This window comes from Bacteroidota bacterium (assembly GCA_016718825.1).
Lineage (GTDB): Bacteria > Bacteroidota > Bacteroidia > J057 > JADKCL01 > JADKCL01.
In genome coordinates, this window is record JADKCL010000073.1 from 39246 (window position 1) to 56620 (window position 17375).

The 17375-nt window shown below is 50.9% G+C and carries 15 protein-coding genes and 1 tRNA gene; 6 read left to right on the forward strand and 10 right to left on the reverse strand.

What is annotated here, in order from left to right; all coding sequences use genetic code 11:
• Positions 1–195 precede the first annotated feature (195 nt).
• Positions 196–2181, forward strand: a complete 1986-nt coding sequence (locus IPN95_31855; GenBank protein ID MBK9453910.1) for a T9SS type A sorting domain-containing protein — start codon at positions 196–198, stop codon at positions 2179–2181.
• An 83-nt stretch (positions 2182–2264) separates the two neighbouring features.
• Here the strand turns inward: IPN95_31855 and IPN95_31860 are convergent, their stop codons facing one another.
• Positions 2265–2801: an SRPBCC family protein gene (locus tag IPN95_31860; GenBank protein ID MBK9453911.1), complete on the reverse strand. Its 537-nt coding sequence runs from the start codon at positions 2799–2801 to the stop codon at positions 2265–2267.
• A gap of 386 nt (positions 2802–3187) precedes the next feature.
• Positions 3188–4108 (reverse strand): DUF4261 domain-containing protein, encoded by a 921-nt coding sequence (locus IPN95_31865; protein ID MBK9453912.1) that lies wholly within the window; start codon positions 4106–4108, stop codon positions 3188–3190.
• Between the two features lie 367 nt (positions 4109–4475).
• On the opposite strand from IPN95_31865, the gene IPN95_31870 reads away from it, so the two are divergent.
• Together IPN95_31870 and IPN95_31875 are read left to right on the forward strand one after the other, a co-directional pair.
• Positions 4476–6434: a T9SS type A sorting domain-containing protein gene (locus tag IPN95_31870; GenBank protein ID MBK9453913.1), complete on the forward strand. Its 1959-nt coding sequence runs from the start codon at positions 4476–4478 to the stop codon at positions 6432–6434.
• A 144-nt stretch (positions 6435–6578) separates the two neighbouring features.
• Positions 6579–7919: a T9SS type A sorting domain-containing protein gene (locus IPN95_31875; protein ID MBK9453914.1), complete on the forward strand. Its 1341-nt coding sequence runs from the start codon at positions 6579–6581 to the stop codon at positions 7917–7919.
• Positions 7920–7928: 9 nt separating this feature from the next.
• Here IPN95_31875 and IPN95_31880 read toward each other — a convergent pair whose 3' ends face one another.
• Genes IPN95_31880 through IPN95_31905 form a run of 6 tightly spaced genes read right to left on the reverse strand, consistent with a single transcriptional unit; the run spans position 7929 to position 15028 of the window.
• Entirely contained in the window at positions 7929–8747 is an 819-nt protein-coding gene (locus IPN95_31880; GenBank protein MBK9453915.1) for a methyltransferase, read from the reverse strand.
• A gap of 1 nt (position 8748) precedes the next feature.
• Positions 8749–10251 carry a B12-binding domain-containing radical SAM protein gene (locus tag IPN95_31885; GenBank protein MBK9453916.1) on the reverse strand — a complete coding sequence of 501 codons (1503 nt, stop codon included), beginning with the start codon at positions 10249–10251 and terminating at the stop codon, positions 8749–8751.
• A gap of 30 nt (positions 10252–10281) precedes the next feature.
• Entirely contained in the window at positions 10282–11364 is a 1083-nt protein-coding gene (locus IPN95_31890; protein MBK9453917.1) for a radical SAM protein, read from the reverse strand.
• A gap of 11 nt (positions 11365–11375) precedes the next feature.
• A complete protein-coding gene (locus tag IPN95_31895) occupies positions 11376–12557 on the reverse strand; it encodes a polysaccharide biosynthesis C-terminal domain-containing protein (GenBank protein MBK9453918.1) in 1182 nt (393 codons plus the stop codon).
• On the reverse strand, positions 12550–13626 hold the full coding sequence (locus tag IPN95_31900; protein MBK9453919.1) for a glycosyltransferase: 1077 nt from the start codon (positions 13624–13626) through the stop codon (positions 12550–12552). Before IPN95_31900 ends, IPN95_31895 begins: the two co-directional genes overlap by 8 nt.
• A complete protein-coding gene (locus tag IPN95_31905; protein MBK9453920.1) occupies positions 13613–15028 on the reverse strand; it encodes a glycosyltransferase family 39 protein in 1416 nt (471 codons plus the stop codon). The genes IPN95_31900 and IPN95_31905 overlap by 14 nt, the downstream gene beginning before the upstream one ends.
• 235 nt (positions 15029–15263) lie before the next feature.
• On the opposite strand from IPN95_31905, the gene IPN95_31910 reads away from it, so the two are divergent.
• Complete coding sequence (locus IPN95_31910; GenBank protein ID MBK9453921.1) at positions 15264–15911, forward strand: hypothetical protein; 648 nt, start codon at positions 15264–15266, stop codon at positions 15909–15911.
• On the opposite strand, the gene IPN95_31915 is transcribed toward IPN95_31910, so the two are convergent.
• Positions 15908–16321, reverse strand: a complete 414-nt coding sequence (locus tag IPN95_31915) for a cupin domain-containing protein (GenBank protein ID MBK9453922.1) — start codon at positions 16319–16321, stop codon at positions 15908–15910. The two genes, IPN95_31910 and IPN95_31915, sit on opposite strands and share 4 nt — an antisense overlap.
• Before the next feature lie 47 nt (positions 16322–16368).
• On the opposite strand from IPN95_31915, the gene IPN95_31920 reads away from it, so the two are divergent.
• Together IPN95_31920 and IPN95_31925 are read left to right on the forward strand one after the other, a co-directional pair.
• The gene (locus IPN95_31920) at positions 16369–16653 is read left to right on the forward strand and encodes a DUF2752 domain-containing protein (protein MBK9453923.1); all 285 of its coding nucleotides are present in this window, start codon (positions 16369–16371) and stop codon (positions 16651–16653) included.
• A gap of 189 nt (positions 16654–16842) precedes the next feature.
• Positions 16843–17115 (forward strand): hypothetical protein, encoded by a 273-nt coding sequence (locus IPN95_31925; protein ID MBK9453924.1) that lies wholly within the window; start codon positions 16843–16845, stop codon positions 17113–17115.
• Positions 17116–17289: 174 nt separating this feature from the next.
• On the opposite strand, the gene IPN95_31930 is transcribed toward IPN95_31925, so the two are convergent.
• A tRNA-Met gene (locus IPN95_31930) sits at positions 17290–17363 on the reverse strand.
• Positions 17364–17375: the final 12 nt, after the last annotated feature.

Sequence of the window (17375 nt, forward strand, 5' to 3'; positions counted from 1 at the left end):
GAGTTGAGAGCTTCATTGTCATGCAGAACGAAGTGAAGCATCTTCGGTTTTGGCAGCAAAAGACATTTGTCAGGGTTGGTTGTTTCTACGTTTTCAGGCGCTGCCGTGCGTATCTGGAAATGCCTTATCTTTCCTGTGTTGTTTCCAATTTTTGCGGGTTTCAAATGCTGCATTTTCGTGGTCAATGATTTTTCAATGAATGCTTTTTGTCGCCTTTTTGCTTTTGGTCGGGGTCGGATGCTCTTGGCCTTGCTGATGATGGCCGGGTGCTTTTCCGATGTATCAGCGCAGTACTATACCGAGCATTTTGACGATGTTCCAGCTTTGTGGAGCAATGGTTGGGCGCAACAAAACCGGAGTGCGCTTCCAGGATCGATCCCGAATTGGTTTCAGGGAGACCCCGGAAATTTCGCGGCTTTTGATGGCGGCGACACAGCATATATCGCTGTGAGCTACAATTGCGGAACCGGCAGCAATACCCTGAGCAACTGGCTCTTTACGCCGACCCGAACTTTCACCAATGGCGAAAAATTTTCCTTCCGAACGCGAACGGTCAGTGCCCCCAATTATCCCGACCGTCTCCAAGTGCGACTCAGCCTCAACGGGGCAAGTACCGATGTAGGGACCACTGCAACCTCTGTTGGGGATTTCACTACGCAACTTTTGCAGATCAACCCAACACTTACAGCATCAGGTTACCCCAATGTCTGGACAGAATACACGATTATTATTACGGGATTGACTGCGCCCACCTCTGGCCGGATTGCATTCCGCTACTTTGTCACAAACGGCGGCTCATCCGGGGCAAATTCCGAGTATATCGGTATTGACAGCGTCGCCTATTACCTCCCTCCTCCCGGAGATTTGCGGATGCGTTCCATTCAACGCATGGAATACACCATTTTTCCTGAGCGCCATACCTATTCCGGCTATCTCTATGGGAATTTCCAGAATTATGGCTCGACAACGGTGAATGCAGCCTACATGAAAGTGAATGTACTCGATAGCGCTGGCACACAGGTTTACACAGCCAACAGTGCAATGCATGCCAACATGGTGCCTGGCGACAACATGCTGGACTCCGTTCCTGCTCCGAACGGTCTTGCTCCTGGTAAATACACGCTACAATACATCGCCTTGCACAACGCATTCGACGGCGATCACAGCAATGATACCTTGTACGACCACTTTGAAATATCGCCGCTTACCTATGCACGCGACAACGGAATTGCAATCGGCGGGATCGGGATCGGCGCCTACGTCGGGGGATATGTCGGTCAGGAATTCCATTTCAACCAGTCAGACAATCTTGACAGTGTTTGGGTGCACGTCACCAAAGGATTCACCGGGCAACCCCTTGCTGTCGTCGTTTGGGACATGCTCGATGGTGTCCCCAATCAAATTGTAGGGTCCACCGACACCCTCGTTTACACCACCGATTCTGCAATGTCCTACGTCTTGCCGATGCATGGCGGACGATTGCAATTGCCTCAAGGTGATTTTGTCGTGACGATGGTGGAATTCGATTCGACCCTGCATGTGGGAATGTCTTCAGGAGCATTTTTCCCAGGAACTACGTGGCTGAGCTGGCCGACTTTGCCGGCTGTTGATTGGCGAAATGTGGAATTTTTCGGACTGAATGCCTACAAACATCCGCAGATGATCAGGCCGATCCTTTCAGTTTGCGACCTCGTTACGGAGGCAGTGATGTGGCCACCCTCCTCTCCAGGTGCTCAAGATGGTTCTGTGGCTGTGTATGTCGGTGGCAGTCATGGGCCATGTACTTATGTTTGGAGCAACGGATCAACTAATCCGGGTGGTATCGGTGGGCTTGGGCTGGGAACTTATTCGGTGACAGTCACCGATGCCATCGGCTGCACCTCCGTTGCAAGTATAGACTTGGTTGTCAGCAACGATCAACCAATAAATCCGGTAAAATTCACTTTGTATCCCAATCCCAACGACGGCAAATTCAGGGTGACTGTGCAAACAGGTGAGCCGACCGAACTCGTCATGGAAATCAGGGACATCCTGGGAAGACTTGTTCTTACTGAAAAGGTGGACTGGGTCCGCGAATACAACAGGGATGTGGACCTCAGCCAAAAGCCGGGAGGAATATATCTTGTCTCATTGCAAGCCGCCGACGTCAGACGGAACTTCAAGATCGAGGTGATCCACTAAAAATATCTTATAAATCAGCAAGTTACCTTTCCACGGACCGATTGGGCTTTTGCAGACTTACGCGATTCGGAACAGCGCATGACCTACTTTTCCAAGTGCTGTTTGAGCACCCCGAGGCTGGTTTCCATGTCCTTTCCCAGTGCTTTGTCCATGTCCATGATCAGCAAAAACAGATTCATCGGATAGGTCATTGCACTTGTCATGCTCCAAGTGACAGTCGTGTTGACGCCACCGTGATCCTCCAATGAAAATGGTGTTTTGGCCACAGCTTTAAAGGGTCTTACGAACCGTACTTCGACATCCACGAATTTGCCGGGAATGAGTTTCATGATTTCCTGCTCGCCTTCGCCTGCCTGTTTGTTGCCATTCCAGCCATAGACGAAGCCAACTTCTCCATCGGTGCCTTTGTAAATTTTCTGCATTCCGGGATCAGATTGGACCCATTTGCTGAAAATGTCCTGGTTTTTAAGGTGGCGCACGAAATCATAGACTTCCGTAACCGGGCGATCGATGATGATCTGCCGCTGTATGCTATAGCCCTTTTTTGTGAACAATGCGAGGATCAGCAGGAAGGCAATGAAGCCCACCACGCCAAGCAGGATATAGAGGAGGATATTCATATGAGACTAATTTCAAGGCATTTCGCAACGGGGATGCGACCTTGCGAAGATAATTGCGATTCTGGAAAGCAGGGATATCTGCTCAAAAAAAACTTCGCAACTTCCTGTGTTAGAATCCTTGTCAAGAATCAGGACAACCTGGCAACAAATAGTTGGTTTTGCATTGCTGGCATCAAATCACTCACAAATGTTTCCTGGACTGCCTATTGTCTATTGTAAAAGATCTTCGTGATGTACGCAGTGTTGACTCTTTTCAAAGGTCTTCGTGATGTACTCAGCGTTGTCTGTTTTCAAACGTTTTGGTGATGTGCTTCGCAGTTTCCCATTGCTTGCGCGAACCCTTTGGGTTTCTCCATTTTCCATTCTCAATTTTCCATTCTCAATTCTCACCGCACCGCCCACGGCTCTCCCGGATTGATGTCCACTACCACCCTGCGGGGTTCGACAAGAGCGGCTTCATGACGGCATTTCCAGCGCTGGCTCTCCTCCCAACCACTGAGGGTATTTCCGTCCTGGATCACGTCACCGTTTTCAAAAATGTAATGTCCTGTGCCATAGAGCATGCCGGCAAGTTGATTCACATCGAGGTCGCGGCAATGAATTTGCAGATCGGGTAATCCAAGGGCAGACAAACCGAGCGTATCCATCACGATTGCCTCTTCATTGCCATTCTCGACATTAAAAAGACGAACATTCAATGGGCCTAGCAGCCGGTCATATCCCGGACTCATCGGGACGTTGGCGAGGTAAGCGTCTCCATCGACAAACAACTGACTGCGCATGAAATGGATTGCCTGCGGTCGCAGAGCTTCAACAATCACATAAAGAGCAGCCTGAAAAAGCGTGATTCTTTGATGAATTTCCAATCCGGAGGCCATCATGTCTGTTACGAGGATGCGGCTGGGGCACGCCGCAACGACATCACGGACATTGTGAAATTGCCAGGACTGCCGCAGCGCGGGCTCATAATCAATGTTGGATTCGCCCTCACCTGCTTTTGCAACCAACACTTGCACCGGCATCTCACCCGTTGCAAACTTGACCGTATGGTCCTTGAAGAAAAAGAGCATGGATTCCTGGCTGTCGCCGGGCATATCCAAGTCTCCGCAAAGAGCAGTCATCCTGCGCTTGATTTGCTCAATGGGAAATGCGTTTGGCATTTCTCTAAAGAACAATTCAACCCCGAATGTGACGGCAAAGAGGTCTTCCGGCTCCCATTCCGCATTTTCCTGCATGTCCTTTGCTTGTGGTTCCTCCTCCTTTGGCAGTTGATTCTTACCAGCGATTCGATTCCAAAACGATTTCATTCCCATGGTGATAAACTATTGAATTTGCCGGTCAAAGCTAGCCAAGAAATCGCCTCGATTTGTACATCAACGTGCAGGGAAAACAGAACTGACAAAATGACAGACAATCCTTTTGCATGCTCACCGAAAACGACCCTGCACATAAGAATCTAGCTATCAACATCTTACACAAGCAAATTTAACAAGCAAAGAAATGAAAGTACTTCCCGGCAATCACAAGGCTGACAATCAACATTTTCTGTAACAACTGTGCATAAAACATAGATTTGGCATACTTTTTATCCTTAACTTGCAGAATAGATCGTCTGGATCCGTTGTTGACGGATGATCGCCTACGGGAATTGAACTTTTTGCAGCTTAGATGAAGATGGAAATCAGGATTTCACGTCTTGCTATACGGTTTTTGTTGGGAATGCTTGCCATTTGGGGCGTAGCATTTGCCCAAACGACGAATATTTCAGGCGTCATCAACATTTACACGCCTGTTTTGACTCAAGGTCCATGCGCCAACGTGATCACTGTAAGCAGTTCTGCAGGATTTTCTGTTGGCGATACGGTTCTGATCATCCAAATGCAAGGCGCGATCATCGACCAAACCAATACTGCTGCTTACGGGACAATCTCCAATTACAACGGTGCAGGTTCATTTGAAAAAGCCGAAATTCAAGCGATTGCCGGCGGGACAATTCACCTGACCCAAGATCTGGTGAATACCTACAACTTTGGTGGCAGAGTGCAGATGGTAAGTGTTCCAGTCTATCAAAATGCGAATGTTACCGGGTCATTGACGGGCCAAGCGTGGAACGGCACAACAGGTGGGGTCGTCGTCTTGGATGTGAGAGGTACGCTCAACATTACTGCGGGCGAGATCAACATGAATTCCAAAGGTTTCCGGGGCGGAGCCTTTCAACAAGTTTGTCCAAATGGCTGCAATTTCAGCGTGCAGCACGCCAACTTTTTTTATCCTACCGGTGACTACCGTGGGGCACCGAAAGGCGAGGGCATTGCTGCCATCCCCGCAGGATTTGAGCTGGGTAAAGGCGCACAAGCCAATGGTGGTGGTGGAGCAAACGACCACAATGCCGGAGGTGCAGGCGGTGGCAACCTGAGCGCGGGCGGCCAAGGATCGGCGAACAATGAGCCTGGAGCATTCAACTGCAAAGGATTTCACCCAGGTATCGGCGGCAAGCCTTTGGCTTCATTGGCTGGCGCGCGTGCTTTCATGGGTGGCGGTGGTGGCGCAGGGCATGGCAACAATGGTGGAATCGGTGGTTGCTCCGCTGGCGGAAACTCTACCGCTGGTTCTGCAGGAGGAGGAATCATCATCGTGATGGCTGGAACCTTGAACGCAAGCTTGGACGCATTTCGAATCAGTTCAAGCTTTGCTAATACTGCCAATTTCGATGGCGCTGGCGGCGGAGGCGCAGCCGGCACACTTGTCCTTGATGTAACGTCGATCACTGCTACCCCTTTCATCATTCATGGACTCGGCGGGAATGGAGGATCTGCTTCAGGAGGCGGCGGAAATCGTTGTTATGGACCTGGCGGTGGCGGTAGTGGCGGGGCAGTCATTACAAGAACGGCTACTTTGCCTGGGACAGTGACCACCTTACTTTCGGGTGGTGTACCTGGATTAATCCTGTCATCTAGCAATGGTTGCCTGAATACGAGTGGCACTGCCGTGGCAGGTGCCGTCGGTGTTGTCGTGACCAATGCACCTGGCGTACCGATGGGTACCACCGTCGCGGTTGCGCCTTGTATTTTGCCCGTCGAATACGCCTATTTTGACGCAGAACCCAGCATCCAAAACACAGTGAAACTGGATTGGGGTACCGCAACAGAGGTTAACAATACGCATTTCGTGGTGGAGCATTCTTTGGATGCCATCAACTATGAGCCCATTGGCGAAGTTCTGTCGACTGCAGAAAATGGCCAAGGTGCAGAATACCAATTTGTGCACCGTACTCCAAAAGTCGGCGACAACTGGTATAGAATCCGACAATTTGACCGTGACGGCCGCAGTTCAGCCTCCGAAATCAGACAAGTAAGATTTGCCCCAACGGCAATCACCATTCAACAACTCTATCCCAATCCAGTCACGGCACCCAACGCAGTGACGCTCGAAACGATGGCTCCGGCTGCATCGAATGGCAATCTCAGCATTCTCAACATGGTTGGGCAAGTCATCTATTCGATGCCTATTCACCTTGAAACGGGGCTAAACAGCCTTGAATTGCCCACACAGGGCCTTTCCTCTGGAATGTATTTCCTTCGTGTCAATGCGGGTTCGCAAGGCGTTGCGACGCTGAAATTGAAGGTGAATTGATTTTTCCAGAAGAAAAGCATTGGAGGGAAAGTTTCAGTTGCACTTCGGCAGCTTGATCTTTGAAGCCCGCAACTGCTATTTGAAAATCACGTACGATAGCGTAGCTTTGCATGTGGCATAATGTTTGCCAATGGTAATGGTAGTATGAAGAAAATTGTCCAAGTCGTCTTGTTCTTGCTCTTGACTGCCTTTGTGACGAAGGCACAGACGGTTAGTCGATTTGATTTCGACGATCCTGCTTTTGACGAGCGCATTGCCACCGTTGGGCCAAATGCCGTTTCTTCAGGTGCGCAAGCCAATGCGCGCGCGACGGGAAATGGCACACCTCAAGGATGTGCAGCCGGGGTAACACCACAATTTACCGGTGGATGTTTTACTCCTGGCGGTTGCCCCCAAGCCGTCAACATGGTCGTTCCTGGCGCGGTATTCAATGTAACAAGTCCCACAATGAGCATCGATTACCGTCGTCCAAGGCGCGAAATCGATGGTTGGTTTTGGCTGAAGGACCAGCTTGCGTTTGGCGTCCGATTTAGCAAAGTCACCGCCCGATATTCCCACGAAAATGGCGTAGGTGGTTGTGTCCCGCAAATCGAATTTGCAGCTTATCCTCCTGCGTGGAATTGGCCGGTCAATGGCGGTTGGCTCTGGGGCGGAGCAGTTCCCTCCAATGGCGAACTGCCTGTAGATGGAGTCTGGAGAAATTACGCCTTTAGTTACAATGCCAGTACTGGCGTTGCCATGATCACTATTACCAGTGCATCTCCCGCCTTTACGCATACGGAACTGAATTTTGGTGTTGCAGGAATGAATTTCTGTGGCTGGTCTGCCGCTAACATGACAATGTTCAGTAACTGGGACAATTACGCTGCCGGTTTTGACCTCACTGCGTCCTTGGACAATGCTTCCTATGGACAAATGACTGTTTTGCCGGTTTTGATGGAGTACTTCAATGGCGAGCAAAACGGCCTTGGTGTTGATCTTCACTGGAAAACGGCATCCGAGCAACAAAATATGGGATTCATCCTCTACCGCAGCACCGATGCTGACAATTGGGTCGAATTTGCACGTGTAGATGGCAATGCCACCACCGATGAGTCCAATACTTATTCAGTGCGTGATGTAACTCCCCATCGTGGGCTCAATTTTTACCGGATTGTGCAGGTCGACATGAACGGCGCCACCACGGGATATCCCGCGATCAAGGTCAACATGAACTACGCTGGCGAAAACATGTTGGCATTGTTTCCAAATCCCGTCACCGAAGGTTCATTGAAAGTGAAATTCGATAGCGAAATTGAAAACGCGCCACTGCAGGTGAAAGTCCTTGACTTGCGCGGACAGTTGGTGCATACGCAGGATTTCACCATGAAGAGCGGCATCAACGAATTGGATGTGGATGTCACCAATCTCGCGAACGGCATGTACATTGCGCACGTAAGCAATGGGATGCACACCTACTCAGGGAAGTTCTCGGTCCTCCGATGAGCAGAATCTTTAGATCAGCGAAGCTAATTCGCAGAATTTACTGAAAGCACGTTGGTGTTGTTTGCGTGAATTCAGCAAGCTTGTTGAGGCTTTGGTTGAATTGGAGAGCTTGACTTTTTGGGAATGCAATTTGATGTCCGATGGCTGTTTTCCAGAGGATTCCGATCTCGAAATTCTGAAAATGTAATTCCGTTCGCCCCATTGGGTGCGTTCGTTTACGATTTGCATTGTCCAGCCATTGTTTTCTGCCAATTGGGCAATGCGGTCGATCTTGCAATCCTCACTGAGCACCATCAAAATTTGCGAATTCGGATGCACAAATTCCCCCAAGTCCCGGAATAGCCGCTGGAAATACTCAAAGTCCTTGCCACAGAACCAGGCATGCTCCGCTTCATTGGCGGGTTCCTCGGGATAATACGGCGGATTGATGACCACAAAATCGTATTGTTTCTTTTCCAGCCCTACCAGCAAGTCTGCCTGTTGAACTTCGATTTGGACTTGATTGGCGAGGGCATTGGATGTTATCGTTTTGACCGCCAAGCTGCTGATATCCGTGGCCGTGACATTCGCTCCGCGTTTGGCTTGCACAATGGCGATCATTCCGCTTCCTGCGCCGAGTTCGAGCAAGGACTTTCCCTTGACATCCAACTGCGTCAGATGGGCCATCATGAATTTCGTACTGATGAACAATCCAGGATGGAAGACTCCCGGTGGGACCGTCAGACGTACGTCTCCACTGCGTGCAACACGCGGTTTGCGCACGTACCAACGCCAAAGCGGCGGCATGATACGGTCCAAAACCGGTTTGACGAGTCGACGTAGCCGCACCTCAGAAGCCCTCGATTTCCGGCTGACGGTAGCGCAGCCAGAATTTTTGCAATACCTTCAACTCATAGGGCAAGGTGTATACGCCCGTGCGGTAGCGCGGACCTGCCAACAGGTGCATCGTGCGGCGCTGAAAACGCGTGAGCTTGGTATCTGAATTGCTCGGATAACGCGCATGCAACACCGTTTCAAAGTTTTTGATCTTGTCCACCATCGCCGCCGTCAACCAAGGTGTCAGCGGATTTTTGCGCAGGTCAAACTTTTCCCAAGCCGGCATCAACCAGTCTTCAAGGCGCTCCGGAAAGTCAAAACCTGCTGCCTTGACCTGCTCATAGAGTTCTGAACCTTCGGTCGGCACGGGGCTGTAGACATAAATGATGATCTCCGCCTGCGGGTTGATTTCCTTGATCGTGCGAATGAAGGCAATGTCGTCGTCAATTTGCTTCATCACCAATTCCGGAGTTGCGGCGGGCATCCCAAGTACGAATGAATATTCGGGGACGATGTCGAGCCTGCCGAGGCGGGCAGCGAATTCCTTGATCTGGGCGGCGGTTTGGGTTCCACCTTTGTCCATTTGGGCCAGAATTTCGTCGTTGCCTGTTTCAGCGCCGAAGAAAATCATTTTGCAGCCGGAAGCGCGCATGAGCGCGAGGTCTTCGTCGCTGTATTTGTCCATGGTGTCAATGCGGCCTTCGCCCCACCAAACCATGCCTTCGTTCAGCATCAATTGCGCAAATTCGACGGTGCGTTTGCGGGAAGTGAAGAAGTTATTGTCATGAAACTCAATCGAATCCCCGCCAAACCGCTCCCGGAAACGGAGGATATCGTTGTAAATCCCCTTCGCAGAACGGCCCTTCCACTTGGCGTTGTAGATCGGAACAACGGCGCAAAATGAGCAGGTAAACGGGCATCCGAAACTGGCATGGTAGGCAATCGTCTGATTCCCAAACCATGTCTTAGGCAGGTAGCCCTTCATGTCATACATCGTCCCCAGCTTTTCGTAAGGCAAGGGCGGCAAGGTGTCCATGTCGAGCAGCGCGCCCTTGTGGGTCTGAAATGGCATGCCGTCACGGAGATAAATCAGGTTGGGAATCAAGGAAGGCTCGCCGCCGGATTCAATGCAGCGCAGCAATTCGGGGAATGCGACGTCGCCCGGGCCATTGATCACAAAATCGACGTAACCCGATGCCAGAACGGAGGCATTTTGATTCGAAGCGAAGTAGCCACCCCAGATAATTTTGACCGATGGAAAAAGCCGCCGAATGTCCCGTGAGATCGGAATGGCCTGCCGCAATTGCGGTCCGGGCATCACCGTGGAGCCAAAATAGCCGTATTCGCCAGTTTCCAGCAGCGCTTTGATTTTGGGCCAAGGATCGACCTCGCGGTTGCCGTCCACGATTACCCATTCCCGCTCCGCATCGATGGAAGCAGCGACCTGCAACACCGAATTGGGTATCCGATGCTTGGAATTGGCAGAACGCGGGTTGAAGAGGATGACTTTACTCACGGTACAAAAGAAAAGCGAAAAGCGGGCAAATCAAAACGCCGAACAACATCTCGCGCAGGCAGGAAGCAATCCTCCAGCCGTCATCAAGTCCTTTCGGAAGGTCCCGAAAGCAGCGGAATTCCAGATTTCGGCAAGGTTTTCAGTGTACAGATTGCCGACAGTATGTTGATAGCAGCGCCCGTGGGCAGGAATCACGGTGCCGTCACTTTTGATCATCATCATTTGAAAAGCATCGTTGCAGATCTTCCCGATGATCTCGCCAGGCTTGCTGTAATAATGTTCCATCGCGGCAAAATCCTTGAAATTCGGGGAGAATGAAACGGGAAATGACTTGTCCATGGCCTTGATGCCATTGATTTCCTCCCACAACAGCGGCAAATCCATTTTGGAGATGTCGATCAACTCCATGTTGCTCGCGGTAGCGGGATATTTTCCCGCATACACCGCATTGTGACGATCGGCGACATCGTTCGGGACGAAATTGGTGTGCATAAAGCCCATCGCGGCCAAGGGCATGCCCTTGAAATAGCCCATAAACTCACGCAATCGCCCAATGTTCCATTCGGTAATGGTGCAGTAAATGGAGATTTTGGGCTTTCGTCCAGGCAAAGCGAAGACCTTTTCCATTCCTTCGACGGCCCATTCAAACGACTTTTTGTTGCCGCGAATTTCATTGTGCACATCGGCAGGGCCATCCAGCGAAATGAAAATGTCATCCAGGCCCGCTTCCGCGAGTTCCGCTGCCAAGTTTCTGAGCTTGAGCGCGTTGGTGGTGATCGACGTATAGAGTCCCAACCGGTCTGCAACGGCCAAGGATTCCACGAGATGCGGATAAATGATGGGTTCAGTAAAGGCGTAGCCGATTTTGGTGCCGGGAAAATGCAAGGCCGTTTGCTGGAAAATGCGTTCTGCGAGTTCCATGGGCATGTTGATCGGCTTTGCACCCATGAGATTCGCGTAAAAATTGCTGCCCTCATAGCCCACACCAACATCACACATCTTGCAGCTCATGTTGCAGATGTTGTTCACGCCCAACACAATCCATTTGGGCCCGAAAGCAAGTTTCTGCGGCCGAAGGTGGATATTGAGTTTCCTGAATGTCTTTTTGACCATCCGATGAAAAGTTATCGTTGCTTCCCGTAACGCTGCACAAAAGCTACAACCAAAGCGATCAACAGCATTTGCCCGGCAACGCCGGCAACCATGGCCCCAAAGATACCCCAACGCGGAATCAACAAAATGCTGAAACCAAAATTGAGCAAAATGGCGGCGCCATTGGCCATCAAAACCTGCTGTTGGCATTGCCGTTTGTAAAGGTACAAAACCAAAGGCGCCATGAAATACACCACCACTATATAAGGTATGGCCAAGCCGAACATTTCCAGCGGCATCGGAATTTGATACCAATAAGTGAGCAGCAGCCAAACAACCGGCAATCCTGCTGCGGCGGCCAACATTCCCCAAAGTCCCATGCGGAAGGCCAGTTTCCAAATCGATCGAAGCGGAAGGCGGTACACAAATTTCATCAGCGGCAGGAGAATGAAGGCTGAAAAACTCTGCAAATAGATCAGCAATCCGGTCCAAACTTGGTAATGGCCGATTTCGGCCTTCGAAATTGCTTTTCCAGGCCCCGCATTCGCCAACAAACAATACAAATCCAGCCGCATGATCAGCAACCCTGCAAATCCGAGCAAAAAAAACGGCAATGCCAACTGAAAATACCCAAATCGAATCTTGGGAACAGCACCCAGAAGAAATTCACCACCATATCGAAGCAAAAAAGGCAGCAAACGGACGGATTGTGCCAACATCGAACCCATGATCAAGGATTCAACCGTCGACTTTTCAGCATCCACGTAGATCCAACCCAACAAAAACAGGCTCGATGCCAATTCTGTGAGGGCTCCGAAGGCAAATTCCCTCCGGAATGTGAGCACGACATCAAAGGATTGGCGCAAAAATCCAAAAAATAGCCAGAGCAACAGCAAAACAGCTGTCTGCGATGGATACGTCAGCAAAAAAACGGGCATTGCCATGAAAAGCATGACGCCGCGGCTGAATAAAACTTGGCGCCAAACCTCAACAGGATTGTCCTTTTCGACTGAAAATACCCGCATCAAATAGTCGCGGTTTCCCCAAGCCATGACATGCAGCCCGAGCCCGATCAACAATTGAATAGCTACAAATTCGCCCCAAATGCCATCGCCGGCAAGGCGAAGGATAAGCCAAGCTGCCACCAAGTTGGTGAGCGTCGGCAACATGTTCAGCGCCGCGCTCCAGCCGACATTCAGCAGCCGTTTAAGCATCGATTCCGTAGCATTGAAGGTGATCGGCGACCATTTTAGCCATCGGAAACGGGACGCGGGGTTGTGCATCCACGGGATGTTTCAAAAAATTCAACGTTGCCTCATACAAGACAAAGGTCGCATCCGACACGGCCGACTTGTCGGCAGCGACGCTCGCGGGCAGGCTCGCGCCCACGCCTACGGCTGACGTGACCACGTGCGCGCCGCGCCCGAGTGCCTCCAAAAGCACCAAGCCCGTCCCTTCCATGGCACTTGCATGCAGGAAAACCTTGGCTTGACTCATTTTGGCCAATACCGCCGCACGCGGCAATTCTCCCAGAAATTGAACCTTGTCTTGAATGCCCAACGCAGCCGCCAAGCGCTCCATTTTGGCGCGTTCGGGACCTGAACCGATGACTTCAACGTGGATATTCGGATGTAACTCACTGACCATCTTCACGATCCGCAAAATCCTTTCGTAACGCTTCACAGGGATCAAACTTCCCACTACAAGCACATCGATGGGGCGATCGGCATTGTTTGTGCGGTCAATGTCGGCCTCAGCGACCGCAAAGGGAATCATCGCATCCGCCTCCCGGCCAATTGCCTTTTTGACCAGTTCCGCATTGAATTCACTGATGGCGATGACCTTCATTTTGTCGAAGGGCAGCCGTTTCAACTGCCGGTTTTTGGTTCCGACATCCTGCCCCATTGCTGAAGCAAAATGTTGAATTCCGAGCTTGGAAGCCACTTTACTTGCGACTTGCGTTGCTTCCGTGAGCCAGAAACTGTGCATCACGTCGATCGGTTGCACGTTGTGCAAGGATTGAATCGCCTTCGCGGTCCGCTTCCAAACCCAAGGTTTGGAAAGCCTTCTGTTTTTGCCGCCGATCGCCTGCACGGTGATCCCCTCCCACGTGTAACTGCCCTTTTGGTAAGGATATTGCATCGCGACGATGGAAATCCGCCAATCAGGTCGCGCAGACTTCAATGCGCGGAAATAGTCCTGCAGGTAAGGCGTGCAGACGCTGTCGGATTCGCTTTTCGCGAATCCTGGGGTGACAAAAACGATGTGTTTAGTCGATGACATACAGTTTCCAGCCCTCCTTCCACTCTTGTTGAACGCGCAACGTATGGTTTTGCCCGAGCATTTCCCAATTTTTCATCGGCCACATCCCTTTAAACTGCCCTTCGAAGGCCTTGAGGTTAAAAAGGACCAAATCACCCTTTTGCGGCGGCTCGAGTGGCCCGTACCACATATTTACTTCCTGAAGCGGTACATTGCGGGCTTTGAGCATGGCTTCAAAACTCAATTCGTAGAGGCGCTGACCTTGGTTGGGAATGGCTTTCAAATCAGCGGCAATCATTTTTTCATTGGCACTGACGGCGAATGGCAATTTGCTCGACCACAAACAGAGCCCGACTTGGACGGTCAAAATCCCCAAAAAGGCAATTTGCTGCATTCGACGGGATGGAAACAGGCGCTGAAAGCCAAAATCCCAACTTGTAGCCAACAAAATCGCCACAAAAGGCAGAATGGGCAACAGAAACCGCGGGTTCTGGAATGGAATTCCGGCCAAAAAGAGGACATTGACCACGATTGCGCCACATGCAATCCAAAACATGGGTTGTACACTGGCATTTCTTCGAAAAAACCACCCCAATACACCCAGCAACCCCAGTCCAAGATAACGAGGATGCCAGAAAATACCCAACACTGCAGCCAAATTGAAGATCGGGTACACATTGTGCCCATCTTTTTGGACAAAATCCCGTCCGAAATAGTTGGTAGGCGTCCATTGAATAAAATGCTGATGCTGAAACGGCTGCGAAAGACCTTCTCCCGCGGCCTCGGGCAACAACAATTGCGGCAGCGCCGCCACCATCATCACGGGTAGAAACAAAGACAATCCCGACAAATCCCTTCGCCGAATTGCCGACCAAAGCCAGCTGAGGACGGGAAAGAACAAGGCGAGTGCCACGGGATAACGCAGCAGAATGGCAGCACCGGCAAGCAGGGCTGCACCGAGCAATTTGAGCGGCTTGCCGCTTTCTTGATACTGCATTCCCAGCCAAAGCGCAGCCGTCATCACGCCCAACGCAGGTGCATCCGCCATGACAGACAAGCTGTTACGCACCAACAATGGCGACAATCCGACAAAGGAGAAGGTCAAGGCGGGAACCCATCGGGCCTCCGGAAGCGACCGTTGCAAAATTTTGATCAACATCGCCAAGGTCAATGCAGCTCCCGCCATCGACAGGAATTGCATCCAGCACCGCGGATCGCCCCAAGGCCAAAGTGCTCCCAAAAAGGCATACAAGCGCGGCCATTGATAGCTGCCCAACGGCGTTCCGCTTCGCCAAAACTCCTGAATATCAATGGCATAATTCAGGTGCGCGTACGCATCCTGTCCGTAGAGGCCATCGTAGCCCGCCACCGTGGTCAGCAAAGCCAAACCTCCCAAGAGCAATCCGGCCCAAAACCAGGGCATTGCATCTACGCGAGAAATTGGCTTCCAACACATACGCATCCCCCAAATTAATGCGGAAAAGCGCACGGAACGAAATCCAATCCTGCAACGATTGTCAAATGGCTTGATTCAGGCCTCATTTTGTCCACGGGTGGCAAATCCCGTGCATTTGAGTGTGATGCACGCGAGAAATTGGCCCAGATTTTGCAACCGCGGTCTCAATTCATAAATTCGCATCTCATTTCCAATTCTACACATGAAAAAGACGATTTTCCTCGCCCTTTTTGCCTTGGTTTCTTGGACCTTTGGCATGTCACAGACCGCCAAAATGGAAGTCTTTGAGCTGAATGCCGCTTCTGACGTCGTCGTCACAGGTAAGATCAAGATGCTCGAAACGACAACGTTCACCTTCGAAATCGACCAAGTGCTCGCCGGTAGCTACAGCAACCCGACCATCGTCGTCAAGAAATTCAAGAACACCAAAACCGCCAAACGCTGGGGAAAATATGTACTTTCCGAGGGCATGTTGCTCTGGCTCAAAAGCGATGGCACCAACTACAGCATCGTCGGCGAGAATGGTGAAGGCGAAAAAATGTGGTTTGGCGGCGACGTCTACCTCGACAGCCGTGGTGGTGCCATGAAGAATACATTCGGCAACCACGCCCCCTACCCCGGTTCGGCGATCTATGCGGAAAAAGTAAAAGCCGACGAATTTTTGGCTGCGGTCAAGGATACCAAGGATTGTTTCAGCTTGGACATCGAGGAGAAGAAAAGCCCCGAAGGCGACGTGACTTTCAAGCGATTTGCCGTCAAGAAGCTGGAAGACAAGCAATACGACGAACTTCGCGGCCGCAGCTGGATGCACGACAACATCATCGCCAACGGCGAAAAGCACATTCGCTAATTTTCTTTGACCATCACGCGGTCCGTTCCGTCAAACTCGGGTGCTTGAATGGAAAGCACCTTGAGGATGCCCTTTTTGACCTTCACGGAATGTGCTGTTCCCTTGGGAATGAAAAAAATGTCGCCCTTCCTGATGGAAAGTCGTTGGTCGCCCAGGGTCATTTCGGCCTTGCCTTCCAGGATCATCACGGTTTCGCTGTGGGCAGCATGGTAATGCGCGGGCACCCGCTGCTTGATCCAAATGACGAATCCGGAGGCCTTGTCGTCACCAAAGATGCGCTTGACCAGCACATTGTCAAAGGTCGTATCCGGCTGAATGGCCTTTGCCTGACTTTGGAAGGGCATTTGGGCAGGAAGAAAAGTGCATCCGATCAGGGCAAAAAGGAATCCGAGACTTATCCAACGTTTCATCTTGTCGTTTTTCCCAAAAATAGAGAAATTGCACAAGCATGGTAACGATGGCAAATTTCTCGAATGGTTGGATGCTCCCTTGTCCTGTGAAGGCTGGGTTGGGCATTGACTGTCCGGGTTGTGGTTTCCAACGTGCGTTTTTTGCGTTGCTGCAGGGTGATTTTGCCGAATCCTGGCATGATTATCCGCCGTTGATTCCTTTTTTGGTGACCCTGATCGTTTTGCTCGTCGCATTGAAAACAAAGTCCCGTTTCCGAATGCCCGCTCTTGTGGCTTCTCTAACAGTGACTTGCGTCGCGATTTTCGTCAACTATGCCTTCAAAATGTATTGATTTGCTCCTTCCTACTCTACACTCAACATCATGGCAGAAAGTCCAAATAACGAAACCCCCTTCGAAGATCCATTTGAAAGCAAAGTGGTGCGCGACCCCTTTGTGGATGACCATTTCAGTGGCAGAAACAACAACTACAGCGGCAATCAGAATACCAATTCCAACGCGGGAAGCTCATGGTCTGAGAACTTGCCTGATTCCACCGCCGTCCTGGTTTTGGGAATATTGTCGATCATCGGATCCTTTTGTTACGGCATCGTGGGCCTGATCTTGGGCATCATTGCCGTGGCTTTGGCGGGACGTCCGGAAAGGCTCTACAAGCAGAATCCGACCAAATACTCGTCGTCTTCCTACAGCAATTTGAAGGCTGGCAGGGTCTGCGGAATCGTTGGAATCTGCCTTTCAGCGGTGATCGTCTTGGCAATGTTGGGCTTGTTCATGGCGGCTGTAGGGAATTTTTGACCCATCTGCCGGGGAAATCCAAAAGCGGATATGAACCTTGCGAAAACAAAAAAGTCGATCCGAAGACCGCTTCGTGCAAAAAAAAGTCGATCCGAAGACCGACATTTCGTAGCGAAGGAGCATCAATCGCTCGACCCGCAAAACAAAAATGTCGATCCGAAGACCGACATTTCGTAGCGAAGGAGAGAATCGAACTCTCGACCTCAGGGTTATGAATCCTGCGCTCTAACCATCTGAGCTACCTCGCCAAGTAGCACCGC